This window comes from Hymenobacter sp. B1770 (assembly GCF_049896385.1).
In the GTDB taxonomy this organism is placed as follows: domain Bacteria; phylum Bacteroidota; class Bacteroidia; order Cytophagales; family Hymenobacteraceae; genus Hymenobacter.
Genome location: NZ_JAFCUF010000007.1, coordinates 13800 through 33555, shown reverse-complemented (window position 1 = coordinate 33555; position 19756 = coordinate 13800). Strand labels below are relative to the sequence as shown.

Here is a 19756-nt window from a genome sequence, read left to right as displayed (position 1 = left end):
TGAAGTGCGTTGGGTCAACATGCTAGAAAGCCCCTGGGACGGCCTTTATTTTCGCTCCCTCGCGCGTCGAACTGGTGCTGAACACGAAGCCGGGAGTTCTGCAACAGCCACGGTAGTTTAATTATCTACTCCTTCTCCAGCACCGCCTTTATCCCGCACAGCCCGCCGGCAATATTCTCCAGTTGCGTGAGCACGCTTTGCAACTGCCCGCCGCTGCTGGTGCGCAGGTTGCGGGCGAAGGTGGCTTTGATGTCGGCCCAGCGGATGGTTTCGGTTTCCTGCAGCCAGCCCAGCAGCTCGCGCAGCTTGAGCAGGTTGGCTTCGGTGCCGCTGGTAAGGGTTTGGGCTTCGTTATCGTAGTGCGTAGCCAGCAGGGCGCGCACTTCCTCGTCGTTCATGATGGGGCGCACCTTTTCGGCCAGCTTGGCCATGTTGCGGTAGGAGCCCTGCAGCTTGAAGGGCGGCTCGGTCCGGTACTCGTTGGCCTGGGCCGCCGAGCGGATGTACTCCTCGTTCACGCGGGCCACCACGTCGCGGATGCGCAGCAGCTTCTGCAGCACAGCCACGTACTCGTTGATTTCCTCGGGCGAGTGGTTGGCTTCGAAGGTGAGGCCGGCGCTGTCGCCGGTTTCGGCCAGCTTGATAAGCGGGTACACGTCGGCCTGGCTTTTGGCGGCGAGGCGGCTGAGGACGGGGTTGGCCACCAGCGCGTTTTCGAGATAGCTGAGTAGGAAGGTATTGGCCGTGTCGCCGATGATGTCGCCGAGGTTGTAGATATCGGCACGGTTGGCCAGCATGTCGGGGATGCGGAACTGCTCGCCCGATTCGGTGTAAGGGTTGCCGGCCATCACCACGGCCACCTTGCGCCCGCGGAAGTCGTAGGTGCGGGCGCGGCCCTGGTACACGCCCTCAATCTTGCGCTGGGCATCGCAGAGCGAAATGAATTTCTGTAGAAACTCAGGGTTGCAGTGCTGAATGTCGTCGAGGTAAATCATGACGTTGTCGCCCATCTCGAAGGCCAGGTTCAGCTTCAGCAGTTCCTCGCGGGCGCCGGAGTTGGGGGCCTGTTCGGGGTCGACACTGGTCACGGCGTGGCCAATGGCCGGGCCGTTTATTTTCATGAAAATCAGCCCCAAGCGGTTGGCCACGTACTCCATGAGCGTAGTTTTGCCGTAGCCGGGCGGCGATACCAGCAGCAGCAGGCCCATGAGGTCGGTGCGCTTGTCGGCACCTGCCGTGCCGATTTGCTTGGCCAGGTTGGCACCGATGAGCGGCAGGTACACTTCGTCAATCAGTTTGTTGCGCACGAAAGAGGAGAGGACCCGGGGCCGGAACTCATTCAGTCGCAGCTCCTCGCTGAAGCGGGCCAGCAACTCCTTTTTCAGCGCGCCGAAGGCCTCAAACAGCGGCACTACCGTGTGAGCATAGTGGTGCAGCCGGCGCCGAAATTCCGGGAAATTTAGTTGGTAGTTACGCTCGTGAATACGGGCGTGCGAGCCTTGCAGACCCGCTAGCATTTCGCGTAGCGGCGTACGCACAATGCGTGCCGGGTCGAAGGAATTGGTGAGCAGCAATACTGCGCACTCGTCCCGAAACTCAGTGAGGTGCACCGCAGGCGACTGCTGCAAAAACGACTGCAGCCACTGCCGCACCAATTGGAACTGCGCGCCCGGCTGGTCGGCCAGCAAGGCCACCGAAGTCTCGTACTGCGCAGTGGCGTTCCGCTCCTTCAGCGACTGCTGAAACAGCTGCAGCAATTCCGCTGCTTCAGCCGCAATCACGAAGGTTTCGCCGCGGGTTAATTCGCAGAATAAATAGTCACCAGCCTCGGCCAGATGCGTTGGCTGAAACAAGCCCGTGCCTGCCGCGAATTCTTCAATAGCCAGCTGCAGTTCCGCCTTCAGTACCTCGAACTCCCGCGAGTCCGGAAACACCTGCAGCAGCACGCCGATACCTTGCAGCTGGTGCTGCCAGGTGGCTTTCTTCTTGCGCCCCGTGAAGCCGTACCAGTAGAGCGCGGCCGCGGCGCGCACATCGGTAGGGTAGCGCAGCAAATCGGCGGTGCGGGTGAGGCGCACCAGCGCTTCAAGCAGCAGGGCCGCGTCGTGGTCGTGCACGCCTTTGAGGTAGCCCTCGGCGTAGCGCGGGGCCATGAATTGCTGCACGTGCTTGGTCAGCTCGGCCACGGTGAGGTGCGAGAGTTCCGCCGCCGACAGCACGGCGGGTGCGCCATCCAGAGCGGGTGCGGGGTGCTGGGCGGCTTGTAAAATCAACCAAGCCAAGTATTCGGCACGGTATACGTCGGCATTTTCCGACACCACCGTTTGGTCCCACACGGCGCGGGAGGTTAGCACAGCGGGCTCCGTGATTTTCTGGAAGAAATTGGTGCCCGTGAGATGGTAGTGCAGGTCGCCGTCGCGCAGCACCACGGTCAGCTCCAGCGGCTGGGTGTTCACGGTGAAGGCGTAGGGACCGAATTTCAGGGCCTGCCCGCCGTCGGTGAACAGTTCAGCGCGGTCCTTCAGCTGGCGCACGGCGTCTTCCTTCACCGTTTTCAGGCGGCTCTGGATGTCGTCGGCCTTCACCGGGTCGCCGAGGTTGAGAAGGTCCTGCACGGTCTGGCGCACCTTCTCCACCATCATATCCGAGGCGAAGTAGCCGTTGATATCCGCCACGGTCTCGAAGCGGCCCAGTCGGTTTTGCACCGCTTTCAGAATGCGCTCCGCCGATTGGAGGAGGGCAGAAGCGCGCTGGTTGCGGGCTTCTACCAAACTCACCTTGCGCGACTCAAACGCTTCGGAAACTTCCTCCCGCTTGCCCGCGAGCTGGTTCAGGAACTGGTCAAATTCCGGGAATTTGCCTTCCAGTTCCTCCAGCTGCACCATGAGCTTGGTGCTGTACTCGTCGCACTTGTTGGGCACGTCACACAGGTCGAGGTAGTTCACCAGCGCCTGGTCGAGCAGCTTGATTTGCGCCGTGAATTCGGCCTGCGCCTCGGTACCGGCCAGCGCCTGCCGCCGCCGCTTCAGGGCAGCCCGAATCTGGTTGAAGCTGGCGTAAATCGTCGAGATGTTGTCGATGATGCGCGTGGTCTGCGTGGGGTCCTCCATCGGCAGGTTGCTCACCACTTCAATCAGCAATTCCAGCTCGCCCGATACCGCGTTGGCCTGCTTTTCCAGCTCGTTAGCTTCGGCTACTTTCTGTACCCTCTCAATGGCTTCGGCAATGGCGTGCACGCGTACCGAGTAGGGCTTCAGCGCATCGTCTTTCAGCAGGAAATCCACCGTCTGGCCGGCCACTTCCTTGCTGGTTTGCTCCAGTTCGGCGGCGGCTTTTTCCACGGCGGGCAACTCCACGTAGCGCAGCTCCTTAAGCGAAATAACCTCGCCGCGCACGCCGCGCAGCTCCGCCAGCAGCTGCACGTATTCGTTCACGTCGGTCGCCGTGGTGCGCTTGATGCGCCCGGTCAGCTCATCGGCCTTGGCCAGCACGCGCTGGGTTTCGGCGCCCGTGCTTTTGCGGATGCTCAGCACCTTGTCAAACTCGTCTACTGCCGCGTTGGAGGCTTGCTGAATGTCGTGCAGGGGCTCGGCAAGGGCCTGGGCAGCGGGCTCGCGCAGCCAGTGGTAGGTGTCGGTGAGCGTGCCCGTGAGGCGAATCAAATCCAGGTAGAGCCCGGCGTAGCTATCGTCCTTGCCCAGCAGCGTGAGCACTTCTTGCGCCTCCGACATGGCCCGCACAATTTCCTTGTTTCCCAGCTTGTAGAGATAGGAATCGGAAGTGACCGGCAGCTCAAAATTCGGCGCCACATAAGGCGTCTGCCAGATTTGCACTGCGTGGTGCTTCTTGGGCTCGTCGTCCTTTCGGAAGTAGCACAGCTCGCCGTTCTCAAACAGCGCGTAGCCGTGGCAGCTAATGGGATTATCGACCCGCTGCGCGATGATGTTGTAGGAGAGCAGCAGGTACGCGCCGTTTTCCTTGTTGAAGAAAACGTACAGAAAATCTTCCCCGTTGGGCGACACAATTCGCTTCTCAAAAAGCATATCGCGCAGCCCTTTTTCAAATAATTTTCCTTCGCCGGTTTGCAGGTAAAACCCGTGCGGGAATATCAGGCCTTGGTTGTCGGGCAACAGCACGCAAGCCTCCGCCAGCGCATCCAAACGCTGCGCCGTTTGCAGCTTCAAATTGTAAATAAAATACCGGTAGTCCTGCTCCTGATACGGCCGTATTTTCAGCAGAATAATATTGCCAACTACCGAGTAATAAATCTCCGAATCGTCGAGCGTTTGGTCTTTGTCCGCCACCGGCTCGGAATAAATGCCGCGCCCGTTTTCGGTGTTATTTTCAATCTTGATGGTGAGGTCGCCGTGGATGGTTTCCACAAAAACCTTGTCCTCGATGCTGATATGTGGGTGTTTGCCGCTGCGCTGCATGTCGCGCGTGGTGCGCTTCCAGGTAAACTCGTGCTGCGGCGGAAACACGTATTCGTGGTCGCTGCGATTGTCGATGTACGTGAGCGTATCACCTTGCAGCAGCCACTTAAACGTCTTGATATCGTTCGCGCTTTTGCCCACCCGAAACACCATAAACAGGTGCGTCCCAAGCTGCGCAAACTTCACGAACTGCGTGTTCTTGTAATACTTGTAGAGGTTGCGAAATTCCTCGGTGAATTGCGCGTTGGAAATAAGCTCCAACGGCAGCGGATGAAACTCGTGTTCCGCATAAGAATACGCCCCGAACACATCCGACAATTCCACCTCGGTTTTCAACCCCAGCACGACGTTGTAGCCGAATAGGAATTGGCCTCCCACCGGCACCATGTCCCACGGCACACAATTGTGCTCAGTGTTGATGCGTCCAGTGCCAATCAGCTTGGTGTCGATGGCGCCGAAAACGGCTTTGCGCTCGGTGTTGAGGGTAGTGAGGCGGGTGCGCAGGTCCGCGCCGCTTTTTTGCAGGCGGTTGCGGAGGATTTCGTAGGTGCCGCCCTCTAGTTTGACCCCATCCCCCGACCCCTTCCCCTTCGGGGGAAGAGGAGCCACGGCGGCGTAGTTTTTTTTCTTTGTAGCAGTGTTATTATCGGGGCTCATAGTTTGGGTAGAGCGCGATTAGGTGCTCGGCGATTGTCCGTAAAACTTTTGGTGTGCTGTGCAGCACTTCTTCATTGGTGAAACGGATTACTAGAAATCCGTTCTCCTGCAATTCGTGCGTGCGCCCACCGTCATACTCCGCTTGACTTATATCGCCGTGGATACTGCCATCCACTTCAATTATGAGCCAGGCCGCGAGGCACACGAAGTCAACTATGAATGGACCGATGGCGTGCTGGCGGCGGAATGGAGCACCGAGTTTATTGCAACGCAGCTCTTGCCAGAGGTGATTTTCGGCAGGAGTCGGGTTCTTGCGGTTAGCGCGGGCGTAATCTTTTAGCGAGGTCATCCAGCGCTTCGCGTCGGTGGTGTACATGCCGAAAGGGTGGGGCGTATTCACCCCATCCCCGGCCCCTTCCCCTCCGGGGGAAGGGGAGCCTGACGCCTCTTTTCTAGGTTTTCGTCAGGATTCATTTTGTCGTTACTGTTTTCTGTAGGTTGAAAAATGCCGATTGCCGCGCCGCCTCGGCTCCCCTTCCCCTGGAGGGGAAGGGGCCGGGGGATGGGGTTATTGCAGATGACCTTAGTTCAGGTTCAGCGTCTTCACCTGCTTTTCGCCGATGCCCAGCGCAGTGGCCGTGCTGGCCAGTTGCGTAATGGTGCTGCGGGTAGCGTCATCGCCCGCCTTGTTCATCATCTGCAGCAGCAGGGCCGAGATACTCAGGTTCTTCATGTCGTCGGAGCTCAGACCAAACTTGTCGACGAAGCGGCGCAGGTTGGTCTTGAAGTCGCCTCCGCCATTGCCATCCATGGAGAAGAAGGCGTCTTTCACGGTGCCAAGCACTTCGGAATTGTGCACAGCGCGGTCTATCATCTTGCCCTTGGTAATGGAGCCGATAATCTGGTCGAAGAACATGGTCTCGCCGCCTACAATGTCGATTTTGGCCGACTTCAAGGCTTCCGAAATCACGCCGGCCTGAGCGCTGGCAATGTCCTTCTGAATGTTAATTTGCGCCAGCTCTACTGACTTCTCCTTGTCGAGACGCAGCTTGAATTCCTCGTGGTCTTTGCCCACGCCGTCCAGTTTTTTCATAGCGTCGGCCTTGGCTTCGATGCCCTTGGCTTCCACCGCGAAGCGCTGCTCGTTCACCGTCACTTCGGCCAGGCCGCGCTTCTGGTCGGCATCGGCTTTGGCTTCGATTACGCTGGCTTCGGAGAGACCTTTCTCGAGGCTCACCTTGGCCGCAACCACGCCGAGCTTCTCGTCGGCTTCGGCCTGGGCCGTGGCTTTCACTTGAATGGCCTGGGCTTCGGCCGAGGCCGTGAGCTGCATCACGTTGGCTTCTGACTCGCCTTCTTTCTGGCGGGCAATGGCTTTGGCTTGCATCACCTGGGCTTCAGCCAGGCCCACGGCGCTGGCTTTGCTGGCCTCGGCTTCGGCCAGCACTCGGATAGCCGAGGAGCGGAATTCGGCCGAAGCCTTCTCGGCTTCAGCATCAATCAGCGCCTGCTTGGCGCGGTACTCTGCGGCCTGCTTCTCCATATCGGCGCTGCCAACCATGGCAATGGTGGCCTGCTCGGTTTCCTGGTGGGCTTTGGTCACGGCCACCAGTTTCTCCCGGTCGGCCTGGGCCTGAGCGCGGGTGTCCTTGATGCGCTCTTCCTCAATCACCGTGGCTTTTTCCACCGTAATCCGCTCGCGGATGATGCCTTGGATGTTCTTGCGCTCTTCTTCCAGCGCCTTTTCCTTTTCAATCTGAGCCAGGGCCACGATGCGCTCCCGCTCGTTGGCTTCCAGCGCCCGGGCCTGCTCTACGCGCTCGGTTTCCACAGCGTCAGTGCGTTGCTTGTTGCGCTCGGCCACCAGAATCTGCCGGTCGCGGTTTTGCTCCGAAATCTTGATTTCCTCATCGGCCGTGATGCGGGCTTTCTCGCCTTTCATGCGCTCCTCGTGGCGCACTTTCTCGGTTTCGGCAGCTTCCCGAGCCTTGATGTTGGCAATTTCGCGGTACTGCTTTTCCTGGTTTTCGGCCAGCTGTTTCTCCAGCTGCAGAATGGTTTCCTGCGCCTCCACGTCCTGCTTCTTGATGGTCTTCTGCTGGTCGCGCTGAATCTGGTTGGCTTGAATCTTCTGTTCTGAAGTTAGGGCAATGATTTTCTTGATGCCCTCGGCGTCCAGAATATTGTCTTGGTTCAGCGAAGAAAGCGGGGTCTGCTCGAGGTAGTCAATGGCGCAGTCGTCAAGCACGTAGCCGTTGAGGTCGGTGCCGATGATGCGCAGGATTTCCTGCTTGAACTGCTCGCGGGAGTTGTAGAGCTCAATGAAATCGAACTGCTTGCCCACGGTTTTCAAGGCTTCCGAAAACTTGGCGTCGAACAGGCTTTCGAGGGCCACGGGGTCGGAGGCGCGGTGCGTGCCAATGCTCTGGGCCACGTTCACCACGTCGTCGTGGGTTTTGTTGACGCGCACAAAGAAGTTCACCTTTACGTCGGCGCGCATGTTGTCTTTGCACACCAAACCCTCGGGGCCTGAGCGAGCAATAACAATGGCCTTCAGCTTGATGTCCATCACCTCCAGCTTGTGGAGGATGGGCACCACGATGATGCCGGAGAATGAAACCTTGGCATCGCCCATGCCGGTGCGCAGCAGGGCCTCGCCCTGAACCGCCTTCTTGTACATCTTGGCAATGACGGCCAGGAAGCCAAGGAGAAACAGGCCGACGATAATCAGGACGGCCCAGGAAAGTGAGACTAACATGTGAGTAGGGGTTGTTAAATAGGTAGGTTTTGAAGGTTTTTGGCAGGTGTAGAGACGCGACACCTCGCGTCTCGTCGTTGCTGATGTTGTTATGACTGTGCCGCATTGCGCTGTGCCAGTCGTTCAACGCCAAGACGCGAAGTGTCGCGTCTCTACAGCAGGGGTGGGGTTAGCCGGCAAACGGCTCAATCAGATAGCATTTTCTTGCCGCATCGAAATCAATGACCAGCGCTGTTTCGCCTTTGCCCAGCGGCGCATTCGTGCTCCGCACGTTCAGTATCAGCGGGGCTCCGTCGATGCGCACCGAGGCTTGGCCCAGGTGCTCGGTCGTAGCGGGCAACAGCACGGTGCACACCTTGCCGATGACCACCGCGCCCCCGTCGTGGTCTTTCTCCATGGCCATGAACAGCTTCACGAAAGGCAGCGTTAGAAACTTGGCCACGAACAGGCTGCCAATGAACAGCGGCAGGAAAAACGCTAGGCCGAGCGGGAGGGAAGTATTGCCGGTGTAATAGTTGAGCAAAATGCTGCCCACCCACAGCGGCAAAAACACGAAGCTGAGGAATATCATCAGTGGAATGCGTCCCAGGTTAAAGAAGGCCAGCGCGCCGTTGAGCCAACTCGTGCCCATGCCCTCGTGGGGCGCGTCGCTGTCGAAATGCGCGTGGCCGTGGTCGCTGAGGTCCAGGTCCACGGTTTTCATATCCAGCAGGCCAGCCACCACCGTAAGCCAGTACAGCAGCACAAACACCAGCAGGGCCGTGGGCAGCAGATTAGGCGGCAGAACGGCCGCTTGTAAAAGTTCGGTCATGGGCATATCTAGGGCAGCTTAAAGGTAGGAGTATTACAATGATTCCAAAGCCAGCCCGGCGCGGCAAAGCCTATTCGGTGTAGCCCAGCTTCGCCTTCAGAGCCTTGAGGTCTTCGCTGGCTTTGCTGCCCCCGCTGCCCCCCAAGGCCTTATCGATTTCGGTGTCGATGCTCTTGCCAGCCTGGGCGATTTCGCCGTAAGACTCCGCCAAGGCCTCCTGCACAGCAATCTTCTCCTTCATGCGCTCCAGCAAACTCACCGTGCCCGACGAGTCGAGCTGCGCCAGTTGCTTGTTGATGGTGATGGTGGCGGCGCTCACCGTCACGCGGGCCTTGAGGGTTTTTAGCTCGTTCTCCCACTGGCTGATGGTCGACTTAAGCGTGCTCACGTTCTGGTCCAACTGGGCGGCCGAAAGTTCGAACTTTTGCTGGTCGGTGGCAGCGCGGGCGGCCTGGGCTTCGTTTTCGGCTTTTTTTAGCAGGGCTTCGCCCGCGAGACGGTCGGCTTCGGTGGCGTCCAGGTCGCCTTTGTGGGCGCGTTGGAGCAGTTGCACGGCCTTGCTTTCGTAGTCCGAGGCCTTGGTGCGGAAGCTTTCGCCTTCGTTGCGAGCCCGGATGACCATGGCCTTTACTTCGGCCAGGCCGTGCAGGCTTTTGTCGAGGTCCTGGCGCAGGTCGCGCAGGCCCTGCTCGGTCATTTTGATGGGGTCTTCGAGTTGATTGACGGCCGAGTGGGCTTCCGACTGGCCGATTTTGAAAAGGCGGTTGAGGATGTTCATGGCGTTGGGGACTAATGATTTATGAAGTTGAGGTGCCGTCTGTCATGCTGTGCTTGCGAAGTATCTTATCGCGTTTGCACGACCGGTTGTGACGTGAGAGGATGCTTCGCAAGCTCAGCATGACAGACGGCGGGGGCAGGGCAGTCGGGCAAGTACTATCCTTTCGAGAACTGAATCAGCTCGTCGGCAAACTCGCTGAGCAGCAGGCCCAGCGAATTGACGCAGGCGTCAAGCTCGGCCAAGTCCAGCGAGTCTATTTGCAGGGTGTCGCGGAAGATGAGCTTGCAGCCGGATTCGTCGAGCGCGAAAGCACCGTGGATGATGTCGCGGTTCTTTTGCAGCAGGCGCTGGTACACTTCCAGCGAGGGGGCGGGCAGGTCGAGCAGATACTGCTCCAGAATCAGCAGCGGGTCGCCGCAGCCGATGACGAGGTTCCGGATGGCCAGTTCCGGCTTGTCGACCACAAACACGCCTTCTTGCTCGTCGGCGTGGCAGATATCGAAGCCCAGTTCGAGGAGGTAGCCTTTGATGGTAGCGAAGTAGGGGTTGGCCATGGGCAGAAAAGAGATGAGGAAAGCTGGGTGCTCAAAAAAGTAGCGAGGCTAGGAAGCTCTTCGCTGACTTGGTGGTAGATTTACGATACAATAGTAAGCAAAGTTTTGAATATGCTCAAAGTTTGAGCGAAATAATTTTTTGATAACATGTCGAATGTTGGAAAGAATATCCGCAAGCTTCGCACAGTTAAGAAGCTGAGTCAGGCAGCTTTCGCGGAATTATTTGGTTTGGCAAGGCCAAGCGTAGGGGCTTACGAAGAAGGTCGCTCTGAGCCAAAAATGGAAACTCTGATTCAGATTGCTCAACATTTTGGCTTATCGGTAGACTTGCTACTTACAAAAGAGTTGACCGTAAATGAGCTCTACGGCTTCGATATTTTCAAGGAGCAGCTACAGCCGCCCACGCCTACAGCCGAGGAAATAGCCGAAGCCGACCGCCAGCAGAACGTGACCCCGCTCGTGTACCGCAACCGGGCCCTTGAATACATTGTAAAGCACCACGACCCGGCTTTTATCGATTCGCTGCCGTGGCTGCAGCTGCCGCATCAGCTCACGGGGCCCACCCGAGCCTTCGAGGTATCGGGCGCCGACATGCTGCTGCACCGTCAGGGCCTGCGCCACCAGGACATTGTGCTGTGCTGCCGCATCGACAAAGCCAACCCTACCCTGAAATCGGGTAGTGTCTACGTCTTCGTTACGCAAGGCAAAATCCTCATCCGCCGCCTCGCCGGTCGCCTGCCCGACTCCCAAATCCTCAAGCTGCGCGCCGACAACCCCGACTACGGCAGCCAGGACCTTGAGCTAAGCCAAGCCCTGGAAATATGGGAAGTGAAGGGCGTATTTACCACCCATCTGCGCCCACCGGCCCTACTCGATGAGCGGGTGGCAGCACTGGAACGCAAAGTGGAGGCGTTGCTGGAGCGCCTGAACGACCATTCGTAGCCTTGCCACATAATAGCCTTGCCAGATAAATAAAAAAGCCCCGTCAGTAACTGACGGGGCTTTTTTGCCGTTAGGCGGTTGCTCTGACAAGAAGACTGAGCTGCAGCGCGACTTAGAAAGTGAAGCGCAGGCTTACGGCCGCATCATTGTAGAAGCCGGTGTAGCCGTTGAAAACGTCGAAGAAAGGCTTATAGTCAACCCCGATTACGAAAGGCAGGTCTTCTATTTTGTATTCGAGACCCAAAATCAGGTCGGCGCCGAATGCGATGTAGGTCTCTTCGTCTCGCATATAGGTGCGATTATCAAAGTACACCTCGCCCTTGCGGCCCTTATAGTAGCGCGTATCGGAAAAGTAGTGGCGGCCTTGGTAAGAGCCAGCGTGGAAGCCCGCGCCGTAGTAAAACTGCAGCCCCTTCACGTCGGCTACCGTTTTGTGCTTCTCGCCTAGCAAGGTGAGACGCGCACCGCGAGCTTTGTATTCTGTCGTGAGAAGAGCTTCGAGAGCTACTCCGTTTTTGTTGCCCAAGAAGTGCTTAATGGTAAGGCCCGAAGAGTAGCCCCCGCCGCGCAGGCCGATGCCGGTATTATAGCCCGAACTGCTTCCGCCGCTGCCACCATCGCTTTTCTTTTTAGATTGAGCATGGGCCATGAAGCCCGGTAGTGCAAGAAGAATAAAAAGTAGAGTAAACTGTAAGCGTTTCATGAAATGATAAAAAGTGAACACAAGAATTTGGACAAAACTAAGCGACGGGCGCTAAGCTTTCGCTCTCTTGCTCTCTTCTTCTGCAATTTCATTGGATAAGTGCACGCGAACCCCGCCTCCGTCCTCTTCGGCGGCCCGCAGCATGGCGGTGGCTACTGTGGCCGCGGTTATGGGCTTAAACTTCTGAAAGGGCCCGCGCATCAGTGGCTTGAGTGCCCCCAGTACCGCTGCGCCAATCCGTTCGCCTAAACGGGGCTGCTCACGCTCGCCCAACAGCAGCGAAGGACGGAAAATGTGAATGGCACGAAACGAAAGCTGCCGCACGGCCGCCTCCATTTCACCTTTCACCTTGCTGTAGTAAACCCCCGAGTCGGCGTTGGCCCCGAGGCTGGAAACCACTATAAATTGCGAAGCAAAATTGCCGGCCGCTAGCGCCGCCAGCTTCACAACGTACAGCAAATCGACCTTATGGAAGGCTTCCTTCGAGCCAGCTTGCTTCATGGTAGTGCCCAAGCAGCAGAAGACATCGTCGGCAATAAGCTGCAGGCGCTTGTCTTCCAGTTTGTCGAGGTCCGTAACCACTTGCGTTAGCTTGGGATGCTGCATCGTCAAGGTTTTGCGCCCCACCACAATTACCTTGGAATAACGCTCCGATTCCAGCAACAGCGGCAACAGTTGCGAGCCAATGAGGCCCGTAGCCCCGGCGAGTAAAGCGGTTTTGCGCATAGTTGAAGGAGAAAGAACGATAAACTCCCCTCCTTGGTAAGGAGGGGATGTTCCCGCGAAGCGGAAACGGAGGTGGTTGAACTCGTTGAACGACTATTCAGGCGCAGAGTTGACCGGCAATATAAAACCGGCTACGGCACTATCGACTAAAGCCTGAATCGTCGTTCACCGTCTACAACCACCCCCAGCTAAGCCTCACGAGTTAGCGTCCCCTCCTAGGTAAGGGGAGTTTTTTATTCTACTTCAGTACCGTGGCCTCAGGCTCGAGTAGCACCAGGCCCTGCCGGAACAGAGCCCCGAGGGCTTTTTTAAACACTTTCTTGCTCATGCCCACGCGGCGGTACACGTCTTCGGCCAGGCTTTTGTCGCCGAGGGGAAGGCGCCCGCCCGGTGCTGCCTGAATGGCTTTGAGCAGCGTATCGGTGGCCGACTCTACTTCGCCATAGCCTTCTTTTTGGAGGCGCACGTCAAGCTTGCCATCGTCGCGCACCTGGCGCAGAAAACCAGGCAGCTGTTCGCCCAGGCGCAGGGGGCGGAACACCTCGTTGTGAAACAGCAGGCCTTGGTGCGTGCCGTTCACGATGACGGGGTAACCCAGCTCGGTTTCGTCGGCCACGAGCAGGCGCACCGCATCACCGGGCTCGCCGGGGAAGGTGGCGTTGCTGAGGAACTGCTTCCACTTGGCCGAGGCCACGAGGCGGTCGCTTTCTTCGTCGAGGTACACGTACACGAGCACGCGCTCGCCGGTGCGCAGGTCGCGGCGCTGGTTGCGGTAGGGGAGGAGCAGGTCCTTTTCGAGGCCCCAGTCGAGAAAGGCGCCGGCGGGGCTGTGGTCGCGCACGGTGAGGGCGGCGAAGGAGTTGACCAGGGCCAGGGGACGCAGATTGGTGGCAATGAGGCGGTCTTCGGAGTCGCGGTACACGAAGACGCGTAGGATGTCGCCCACGCGGGTGCCGGGCTCCACGTACTTATTGGGAAGCAGCAGGTCGCCGTCGTCGGAAGTGAGGTACAGGCCGACGCTGGTTTCGCGGGCTACTTCGAGGTCGTTGTAATCGCCGAGGAGGAGGCTGGCCATGGAGTAAGGATAGTTAAGGTGGGGCGCAAAGGTCGGCGCCGATAAGGAACTTCCACTTACGGTATCCCTGCCACTTGGTATGTGTTTGCGGACGCTAGGCCTCTGGTTGCGCCACGGCTATTACTCAAGAATACAAGAGTGAATACCTTCTCACTGTCGCGCCCGGAACATGAATTTGAGGCCGCTCTGGCAATGACAGAATGCGGCAATTACGCCCGTGGCCACTGCGATGTGCAAGAACACGGCCCTGTAGCGGACATTTTTGGCCTAACCGCCTATCAATAGTAAAGCAGCGGGGAAGAACTGCTGATATCCGTTCGTAACTGGTAAATCCAATCTCTTATAAACGTTGTAGCAGGAAAAACTATTGCATTAATCATGTAGTCCCGGTAGTATTAATAGGCTAGCCGATGGAATACAGTGACTATGGATAGACGAAACAATTAGGTGATTCTGCCCGGATGGGCAAGAACTGGTCGATGCTCAAACAAGCACATGCGTAAGGAATGCACCTGCGCATATAACCCCGTCAATAATCTCCTATTACTACTTTTTATCAAATACAGAAAACACGTCTGTTGTTTTTTAATACAATGATTTTCATGTTTTTATTAAATTAATTATTTGTAATAAAAGTCTTTTCTTAAGTTGGCTTATGAATTTTGTGAAATATTTAAATCCTGTTAATTATTTTCAAAATACAAATTAAAAGTTGGTAGCCTCATGCTGCTTCCTTAGGGGTTAAAAAATGAATAACAATCAATTAGCTAGGGTCTATGGTAACTCTCTATCCTTCCGAAAACAATTATAAAAATAATTTCGATTTTTCCAGGGTTGTACTCGCGACCATTGTGGTGTTCTGCCACTGTTATGTGATATACGATGGCAGCCTTCTTCGCGAGCCTTTGTGGCGCTTATCAAACCATCAGTTAACGCTCGGTACGTTTGCTATTAACTTCTTCTTTGTTATCAGCGGGTTCTTAATAAGTCAGAGTTGGGACCGGAGCCGGAACCTGCCTTATTTTCTTAAAAAGAGGTTTTTGCGGATTTACCCCGGGTTTATTTTCGTGTGTTTGGCCTGTGCATTTCTTTTTGCTCCCCTGGGCCGGACATTACCTACCACCATCACCGAGTACTGGTCGTCTATAGACTTCAAGCACTTCGCTTTGCGCACGCTCACTTTACGAGAACCCATATTGCCCGAAACCTACAAGACCCTGCCGTACCCGGGCTCTATCAATGGTTCATTGTGGTCAATATCTTACGAATTTATATGCTATATAATAATTCCCGTGTGCGCGCTTGTAGGCGCCTTTCAACAGCGCGGGCGGGTGCTATTGATATTCCTTGTCGTGCTATTAATTAATGTCGTGGACTACAAGGCGTACTATTTGCGCGGGCCTTACGCTCCTTTAGGGTTTGGCCTGATGCCTCAGTATTTTCAGGTGTATTCTCCTAAATGGCTTACTTTAATTCACCTGCTATTGCCCTTTGTGGCGGGCATGTGCTTTTATACCTATCGGCAGTACATACCACGGTCCATTTACTTGGTGGCCTTCTCCATAGCCGTTCTGGTACTGACTTTGCGGTGGCTCAATTTCTTTGAAATCGCCCAATCCGTTTTCGGGGCGTACGTGCTGTTCTATTTTGTGTTCAACCAAAAGGTGAGGTTACACCGCTTCGCTAAATACGGAGACTTTTCTTACGGCATTTATTTATACGGCTGGCCAGTGCAACAGCTTGTGATGCTTTATGCGGGGCACAGCATGGGAGTATACGGCCTCTTTCTAGTCTCTATGGTTATCGTAATGCCTTGTGCCGCAATTAGCTGGTTTCTTGTCGAAAAACCGTTTTTGCGCTTAAATACAAAGCCGGCTGCTCCGGCCCCAGTGCTGGTCGCGAACTGATTATGATTTAATGGCTTAGTGACCCATTTTAAGCCACCGGCCTTCGGCTTGTTGCTTACGCTATGCTTCGGCCACCACCAGCACGGGCACAGGGCTGTGCAGCAGCACCTTCGCCGTCACGCTGTTGTTGAACATGAGGCTCAGGCGGCTGCGCTGCCGGGCAACGAGCAGCAGCCAATCGGCCTGTACGGACTGGGCGGCGGCCAGCAGACCTTCTTCAGCATCGGAATGGCGGAAGTGTTGTACCTGAACCTGGCTTACATCGCGTAGCAATGGGGCCAGATGTGTGGCCCCGACCGCCAACTCGTTTGGGTTGTCGGCGTCGGCTACATAGGCCACCGTCACGGCGGGCTGCCAATGGCGGAGCAGGGCGTTGGCATTCACCACACTGTTGCCGAAGTCGATATCGGAGAGGTCGGTGGCCAGCAGCAGGCGGGCCGGCAGTTGCGCAGAGGCATACGATTCGGGCACCACCAGCACAGGGCAGGGCGTGTCGCGCACCAAGTCCAAGGAGGCGCTGTCCACCAATTCGTCCTGTGTTTCCTGGGTATTGGGCTTGCCAGCAATAGCCAGTAGGGCATGGTGTCGGCGAGCGGCCTTGGCTACGGTGTCGCCCACACTGCCGCTGGCTAGCTCGCTGGCGCAAGCAACGCCGCTGGTTTCGGCGCGGGCGCAACGCTCGTCCAGCAGGGCCTGTAGCTCGCTCTCGCTCCGGCTGGGATATTTGCCGGTGAACGCATCCGGGCTGAGAAGCCCGGGTTGCACGTGCAGCAGCAGCAGGTGAGCCTGAAGCGAAGCTGCCAGCCCGGTGGCGTAGTGCAGGGCATTGTCGGCGGCGGGCGTGAAATCAGTGAGGACGAGAAGGGTGTTCATAGTGCAGGCAGAGGGCGTTTTAGTCGAAGTACTGGCGGGTGAAGTTCGCGGCGTAGGCCTTCACCTGGTCGCGCACGGCCCGAAACTGGCTCATTACTTCCTCGGCCGTGCCGATTGCTTTGGCTGGGTCGGGGAAATTGTGGTGCAGTTTCGTGGCCGACGACGGAAATACCGGGCAGGCCTCGTTGGCGTTGTCGCACACGGTAATAACGTAGTCGAAGTGGACATGGCTGTATTCGTCTACGTGGTTGCTGGTGTGGTGGCCGATGTCTATGCCGTCTTCCTGCATCACGGCGATGGCTTTGGGGTTCACGCCGTGCGTTTCGATGCCGGCGCTGTACACGGTAGCTTTCTCGCCGAGAAGTTGGGTGAGGTAGCCGTGCATCAGCTGGCTGCGGCAGGAATTTCCGGTGCAGAGCACCAGTACGTTTTTGGGGGTTGGCATGAGAAGAAGCTGTATTAGGTGTCACCCAAATGATGCGAGCGCGTAGCAAGGTCGCACGGCCTGAAATTGTAGGAAACACGGAAAGGCTGTTGGCCCTCAACTCGCTTAAATGTTATGATAGAAGCCCAGCACCCCGTCAATTACCCGACGCTGCAAGTCTGCGTGTAGCTCATAATAAAGGGGCAAACGCACAAGGCAATCGGTGTAATGGTCAGCCCAGGGAAGGGCGCGCCCATCGTGCTTGCTAGCATAGAAAGGACTGGTATGCAGCGACAGGTAATGAAACACCGGAAGGATATGCAATGCTTTTAGGTGCTCAATAAGCGCTGTGCGCTCAGCTAGGCTGCGGCAGACGAGGTAAAACAGATGCCCGTTGTTGGTAGCGTAATCTGGCAGCATAGGCAGACCTATTCCTTGGGCGGCCAACGGAAAAAAGGCGTCGTAGTATGCCCGCCAAATAGCTTTTCGTCGTGCTTGAATATCAGCCAAGTTCTCTAGTTGCGCGAATAGAAACGCGGCAATAATGTCGGATGGCAGGAAGCTGGACCCCAAGTCTACCCACCCGTATTTGTCTACCTCGCCCCGAAAGAATGATGAGCGGTTAGTGCCTTTTTCCCGAATAATTTCGGCCCGCTGCATGAGCCCAGGGTCGTTAATGGCCAGCATTCCGCCCTCCCCCGAAATGATGTTCTTGGTTTCGTGAAACGAAAAAGCAGCCAGCTTTCCAATGGTGCCTAGGGCGCGGTTCTTATAAAAGCTGTCGATGGCTTGGGCAGCGTCTTCTACTACTGCAATTCCGTGCTTGTCGGCTGTGGCCTGAATAGCATCCATGTCGCAGGCGATGCCGGCGTAGTGCACGGGAACAATGGCTCGGGTTCGCGTGGTAATTAAGCTCTCCAACAGGGACGCATCCATGTTCGGGTTTACGGCGGTGCTGTCGATAAACACGATTTTGGCGCCTCGCAAGACAAATGCGTTTGGCGTACTCACAAAGGTGTACGAAGGGACGATGACTTCATCGCCGGGCTGCAAATCGAGCAGAATAGCTGCCATCTCTAGCGCATCGGTGCAACTAGTGGTCAACAACACTTTCTGAAACCCTAATTGCTGCTCAAAAAACTGGTGGCATAGCTTGGTAAATAGACCGTCACCTGAAATTTTTCCTGAACGAACAGACTCTTCAATGTACCGGGTCTCGGAGCCAGAAAAGTATGGTTTGTTAAAGGGTATTGTAGGGAGCATAAGCTTATTTCTATAGGCTGTAAAGGTATGCTCGTAGCTTACAGTACAGGTGATAATTCCCTAACCTAGCCACAGGTGATATATGTGCTCCTCGTGCGCAAGCCGAAAACCGCATTTTTTATAAAAGCGACATGCTAGTTGGTTATCCCGTTGCGTTACAACCTGAATTTCCCGATAGCCCCATTCGTATGCTTGGGCCGCAGCACTGGCCACCAGCTGCTGGCCTACTTGCTGCCCGCGCACAACCTCATCGACAGCCAATAGGCCAATGTCGGCCCGCCCGTTCTTTTTCCCGAGTGTTAACAGGCCCCGCTCAACACCTTCAGCATCGTACCAAACCAGGACCCGCCGAGCAATGGCGCCGGTCAGAGAATTACGCAGCCATTCGCTGTATAAGTTCTGAAAAACCTTAGGACTAAAATGCGGATCTAAACGAAAGCGGGAAAACGTGCCGCTCTGCCAAGCCAATGACTCTAGTTGTGTGGTAAGTTTTGTAGTCGACTCAATGCTGGGTGTTTGCGCAGTCACTGTAGCTGGCGCTGGTAGGTCCATCAAAAAAGTAACCTTTCGGTCAGCAAGCCACGCTCCGGCACTAACAATAGCCTCAGCATGAATTGTGTTCGTTGGATTATCAATCACATACACCAAGTGATAGCCAGCCTGGCGTGCTTCTGTAGCCACCGCAGCCAGTTGGAGTGGCGCCAAATCCTGCGCAAGGAGTCGAGCCACTGGAAAGCCTAAAAATTCGCTATCCCAAGGCAGATGCTGCAGTGGCAGCGTTGCGCTTTTCATACAATATGAGACTCTTCGGTGCGCACATCGACCACGTAGATGGGGCGGTTTTTCACCTGTTCGAAGGTCTTTCCGATGTATAAGCCCACAACACCCAGCACCGAAAGCACCAGCCCCGCGAAGAACCAGATGGAAGTGATGATGCTGATGTACCCTGGTTCCCAACTGTGACCCAGTAAGTAGCGCCCCAGTGTAACAAGCACCATAAGAAAAGCCAGTCCTGAAATTGCCATTCCCATCTTCACAGTTAACCGCAAGGGTTTGTCGGAATAGGCCAGGATAATGTCAAGGGCTAGGTTAACGAGCGCCCGGAAATTGTAGCTGCTGGTGCCTTCGGAACGTTCGGCATGAATCACGGTCAAACTGCCCGCCCGGAAACCAACCCAGCGCACCATGGTGGGGAAGTAACGAATGCTCTCGCGCATCGTGAGTACGGCATCAACAACTTTGCAATGGTAGATACCAAAATTTGCAATAGCTGGGTCTTGCTTTGTATCAGTCAAGTAAGATAGCACCCGATAAAACACGCGCGAGCTCATCCGCTTCAACCAAGAATCCTGCCGCACAACGCGGCGGGCGAATACCAAGTCATAACTACCTGCCTTTGCATGGTTGTAAAGCGCCGGGATTTCCTCGGGCTGGTCTTGCAAATCACAGTCCATCACCACTATCCACTCTCCTCGCGCTTGCTCTAGGCCAGCCGTTATGGCTTTGTGCTGGCCAAAGTTCCTCGATAGGCGTACCCCACGCACCCGAGCGTCTCGCAGGGCCAGGGCTTGAATGCGGGACCAGGAGTTATCAGGGCCACGGTCGTCAACTAAAATAATTTCGTAGTTCTCCGTTAGCGGGCTAATGGCGGATTTAATGCGACCCACCAATTCATCGAGCAAGCGCTCGGCCCGGTATACTGGGCTGACAATAGAGAAGTAAGGCTTAGTGTCTGGCAAAATATTGCGCGAGGATTAAGGTCGGGGATTATTACCGAATAGGTAACAAAACTACGGGGTATCAACCCGTCCGACCCGGTGCTCTGTTGACGACCAATGCATTTTTGGGCTAA

16 protein-coding genes are annotated in these 19756 nt (G+C 56.2%); 2 read left to right on the top strand and 14 right to left on the bottom strand.

Features of this window, described 5'->3' with window-relative positions; translation table 11 throughout:
- Nucleotides 1-125: 125 nt before the first annotated feature.
- The 6 genes from ACP7AJ_RS14710 to ACP7AJ_RS14685 form a co-directional block, all read right to left on the bottom strand.
- Nucleotides 126-5090 (bottom strand): DNA repair ATPase, encoded by a 4965-nt coding sequence (locus ACP7AJ_RS14710; RefSeq protein WP_426060969.1) that lies wholly within the window; start codon nt 5088-5090, stop codon nt 126-128.
- The gene (locus tag ACP7AJ_RS14705; protein ID WP_426060968.1) at nt 5077-5466 is read right to left on the bottom strand and encodes an endonuclease domain-containing protein; all 390 of its coding nucleotides are present in this window, start codon (nt 5464-5466) and stop codon (nt 5077-5079) included. Before ACP7AJ_RS14705 ends, ACP7AJ_RS14710 begins: the two co-directional genes overlap by 14 nt.
- 207 nt (nt 5467-5673) lie before the next feature.
- Complete coding sequence (locus tag ACP7AJ_RS14700; RefSeq protein WP_426060967.1) at nt 5674-7848, bottom strand: flotillin family protein; 2175 nt, start codon at nt 7846-7848, stop codon at nt 5674-5676.
- A gap of 169 nt (nt 7849-8017) precedes the next feature.
- The gene (locus ACP7AJ_RS14695; protein WP_426060966.1) at nt 8018-8659 is read right to left on the bottom strand and encodes a hypothetical protein; all 642 of its coding nucleotides are present in this window, start codon (nt 8657-8659) and stop codon (nt 8018-8020) included.
- 70 nt (nt 8660-8729) lie between these two features.
- The gene (locus ACP7AJ_RS14690; RefSeq protein WP_426060965.1) at nt 8730-9437 is read right to left on the bottom strand and encodes a PspA/IM30 family protein; all 708 of its coding nucleotides are present in this window, start codon (nt 9435-9437) and stop codon (nt 8730-8732) included.
- A gap of 155 nt (nt 9438-9592) precedes the next feature.
- Complete coding sequence (locus ACP7AJ_RS14685) at nt 9593-9991, bottom strand: YbjN domain-containing protein (protein WP_426060964.1); 399 nt, start codon at nt 9989-9991, stop codon at nt 9593-9595.
- Nucleotides 9992-10138: 147 nt separating this feature from the next.
- Between ACP7AJ_RS14685 and ACP7AJ_RS14680 the strand changes: the two genes are divergently transcribed.
- Nucleotides 10139-10933: an XRE family transcriptional regulator gene (locus ACP7AJ_RS14680; RefSeq protein ID WP_426060963.1), complete on the top strand. Its 795-nt coding sequence runs from the start codon at nt 10139-10141 to the stop codon at nt 10931-10933.
- A gap of 112 nt (nt 10934-11045) precedes the next feature.
- Here the strand turns inward: ACP7AJ_RS14680 and ACP7AJ_RS14675 are convergent, their stop codons facing one another.
- The 3 genes from ACP7AJ_RS14675 to ACP7AJ_RS14665 form a co-directional block, all read right to left on the bottom strand.
- Nucleotides 11046-11582, bottom strand: a complete 537-nt coding sequence (locus tag ACP7AJ_RS14675) for a hypothetical protein (protein WP_426060962.1) — start codon at nt 11580-11582, stop codon at nt 11046-11048.
- Between the two features lie 105 nt (nt 11583-11687).
- On the bottom strand, nt 11688-12362 hold the full coding sequence (locus tag ACP7AJ_RS14670; RefSeq protein WP_426060961.1) for an NAD(P)H-binding protein: 675 nt from the start codon (nt 12360-12362) through the stop codon (nt 11688-11690).
- Nucleotides 12363-12600: 238 nt separating this feature from the next.
- Complete coding sequence (locus tag ACP7AJ_RS14665; RefSeq protein WP_426060960.1) at nt 12601-13437, bottom strand: CvfB family protein; 837 nt, start codon at nt 13435-13437, stop codon at nt 12601-12603.
- A 776-nt stretch (nt 13438-14213) separates the two neighbouring features.
- Between ACP7AJ_RS14665 and ACP7AJ_RS14660 the strand changes: the two genes are divergently transcribed.
- Entirely contained in the window at nt 14214-15344 is a 1131-nt protein-coding gene (locus tag ACP7AJ_RS14660) for an acyltransferase family protein (protein WP_426060959.1), read from the top strand.
- 60 nt (nt 15345-15404) lie between these two features.
- Here ACP7AJ_RS14660 and ACP7AJ_RS14655 read toward each other — a convergent pair whose 3' ends face one another.
- The 5 genes from ACP7AJ_RS14655 to ACP7AJ_RS14635 all read right to left on the bottom strand — a co-directional run bounded on the left by ACP7AJ_RS14655 (nt 15405) and on the right by ACP7AJ_RS14635 (nt 19643).
- Complete coding sequence (locus ACP7AJ_RS14655) at nt 15405-16217, bottom strand: universal stress protein (protein ID WP_426060958.1); 813 nt, start codon at nt 16215-16217, stop codon at nt 15405-15407.
- A gap of 19 nt (nt 16218-16236) precedes the next feature.
- On the bottom strand, nt 16237-16662 hold the full coding sequence (locus ACP7AJ_RS14650) for an arsenate reductase ArsC (protein ID WP_426060957.1): 426 nt from the start codon (nt 16660-16662) through the stop codon (nt 16237-16239).
- A 105-nt stretch (nt 16663-16767) separates the two neighbouring features.
- Complete coding sequence (rffA, locus tag ACP7AJ_RS14645; protein ID WP_426060956.1) at nt 16768-17904, bottom strand: dTDP-4-amino-4,6-dideoxygalactose transaminase; 1137 nt, start codon at nt 17902-17904, stop codon at nt 16768-16770.
- Between the two features lie 60 nt (nt 17905-17964).
- Nucleotides 17965-18696, bottom strand: coding sequence for a GNAT family N-acetyltransferase (locus tag ACP7AJ_RS14640; RefSeq protein ID WP_426060955.1), 732 nt, complete (start codon nt 18694-18696; stop codon nt 17965-17967).
- Entirely contained in the window at nt 18693-19643 is a 951-nt protein-coding gene (locus ACP7AJ_RS14635) for a glycosyltransferase family 2 protein (protein ID WP_426060954.1), read from the bottom strand. The genes ACP7AJ_RS14640 and ACP7AJ_RS14635 overlap by 4 nt, the downstream gene beginning before the upstream one ends.
- Between the last annotated feature and the right edge of the window lie 113 nt (nt 19644-19756).

Excerpts from the sequence above, each read along its gene's own strand:
- ACP7AJ_RS14685 (WP_426060964.1), bottom strand. The coding sequence starts at position 9,991 with ATGGCCAACCCCTACTTCGCTACCATCAAAGGCTACCTCCTCGAACTG.
- ACP7AJ_RS14665 (WP_426060960.1), bottom strand. The coding sequence starts at position 13,437 with ATGGCCAGCCTCCTCCTCGGCGATTACAACGACCTCGAAGTAGCCCGC.
- ACP7AJ_RS14700 (WP_426060967.1), bottom strand. The coding sequence starts at position 7,848 with ATGTTAGTCTCACTTTCCTGGGCCGTCCTGATTATCGTCGGCCTGTTT.
- ACP7AJ_RS14695 (WP_426060966.1), bottom strand. The coding sequence starts at position 8,659 with ATGACCGAACTTTTACAAGCGGCCGTTCTGCCGCCTAATCTGCTGCCC.
- ACP7AJ_RS14660 (WP_426060959.1), top strand. The coding sequence starts at position 14,214 with ATGGTAACTCTCTATCCTTCCGAAAACAATTATAAAAATAATTTCGAT.
- ACP7AJ_RS14680 (WP_426060963.1), top strand. The coding sequence starts at position 10,139 with ATGTCGAATGTTGGAAAGAATATCCGCAAGCTTCGCACAGTTAAGAAG.
- ACP7AJ_RS14670 (WP_426060961.1), bottom strand. The coding sequence starts at position 12,362 with ATGCGCAAAACCGCTTTACTCGCCGGGGCTACGGGCCTCATTGGCTCG.
- ACP7AJ_RS14710 (WP_426060969.1), bottom strand. The coding sequence starts at position 5,090 with ATGAGCCCCGATAATAACACTGCTACAAAGAAAAAAAACTACGCCGCC.
- ACP7AJ_RS14640 (WP_426060955.1), bottom strand. The coding sequence starts at position 18,696 with ATGAAAAGCGCAACGCTGCCACTGCAGCATCTGCCTTGGGATAGCGAA.
- ACP7AJ_RS14690 (WP_426060965.1), bottom strand. The coding sequence starts at position 9,437 with ATGAACATCCTCAACCGCCTTTTCAAAATCGGCCAGTCGGAAGCCCAC.
- ACP7AJ_RS14705 (WP_426060968.1), bottom strand. The coding sequence starts at position 5,466 with ATGTACACCACCGACGCGAAGCGCTGGATGACCTCGCTAAAAGATTAC.
- ACP7AJ_RS14650 (WP_426060957.1), bottom strand. The coding sequence starts at position 16,662 with ATGCCAACCCCCAAAAACGTACTGGTGCTCTGCACCGGAAATTCCTGC.
- ACP7AJ_RS14675 (WP_426060962.1), bottom strand. The coding sequence starts at position 11,582 with ATGGCCCATGCTCAATCTAAAAAGAAAAGCGATGGTGGCAGCGGCGGA.
- rffA (WP_426060956.1), bottom strand. The coding sequence starts at position 17,904 with ATGCTCCCTACAATACCCTTTAACAAACCATACTTTTCTGGCTCCGAG.
- ACP7AJ_RS14655 (WP_426060958.1), bottom strand. The coding sequence starts at position 16,217 with ATGAACACCCTTCTCGTCCTCACTGATTTCACGCCCGCCGCCGACAAT.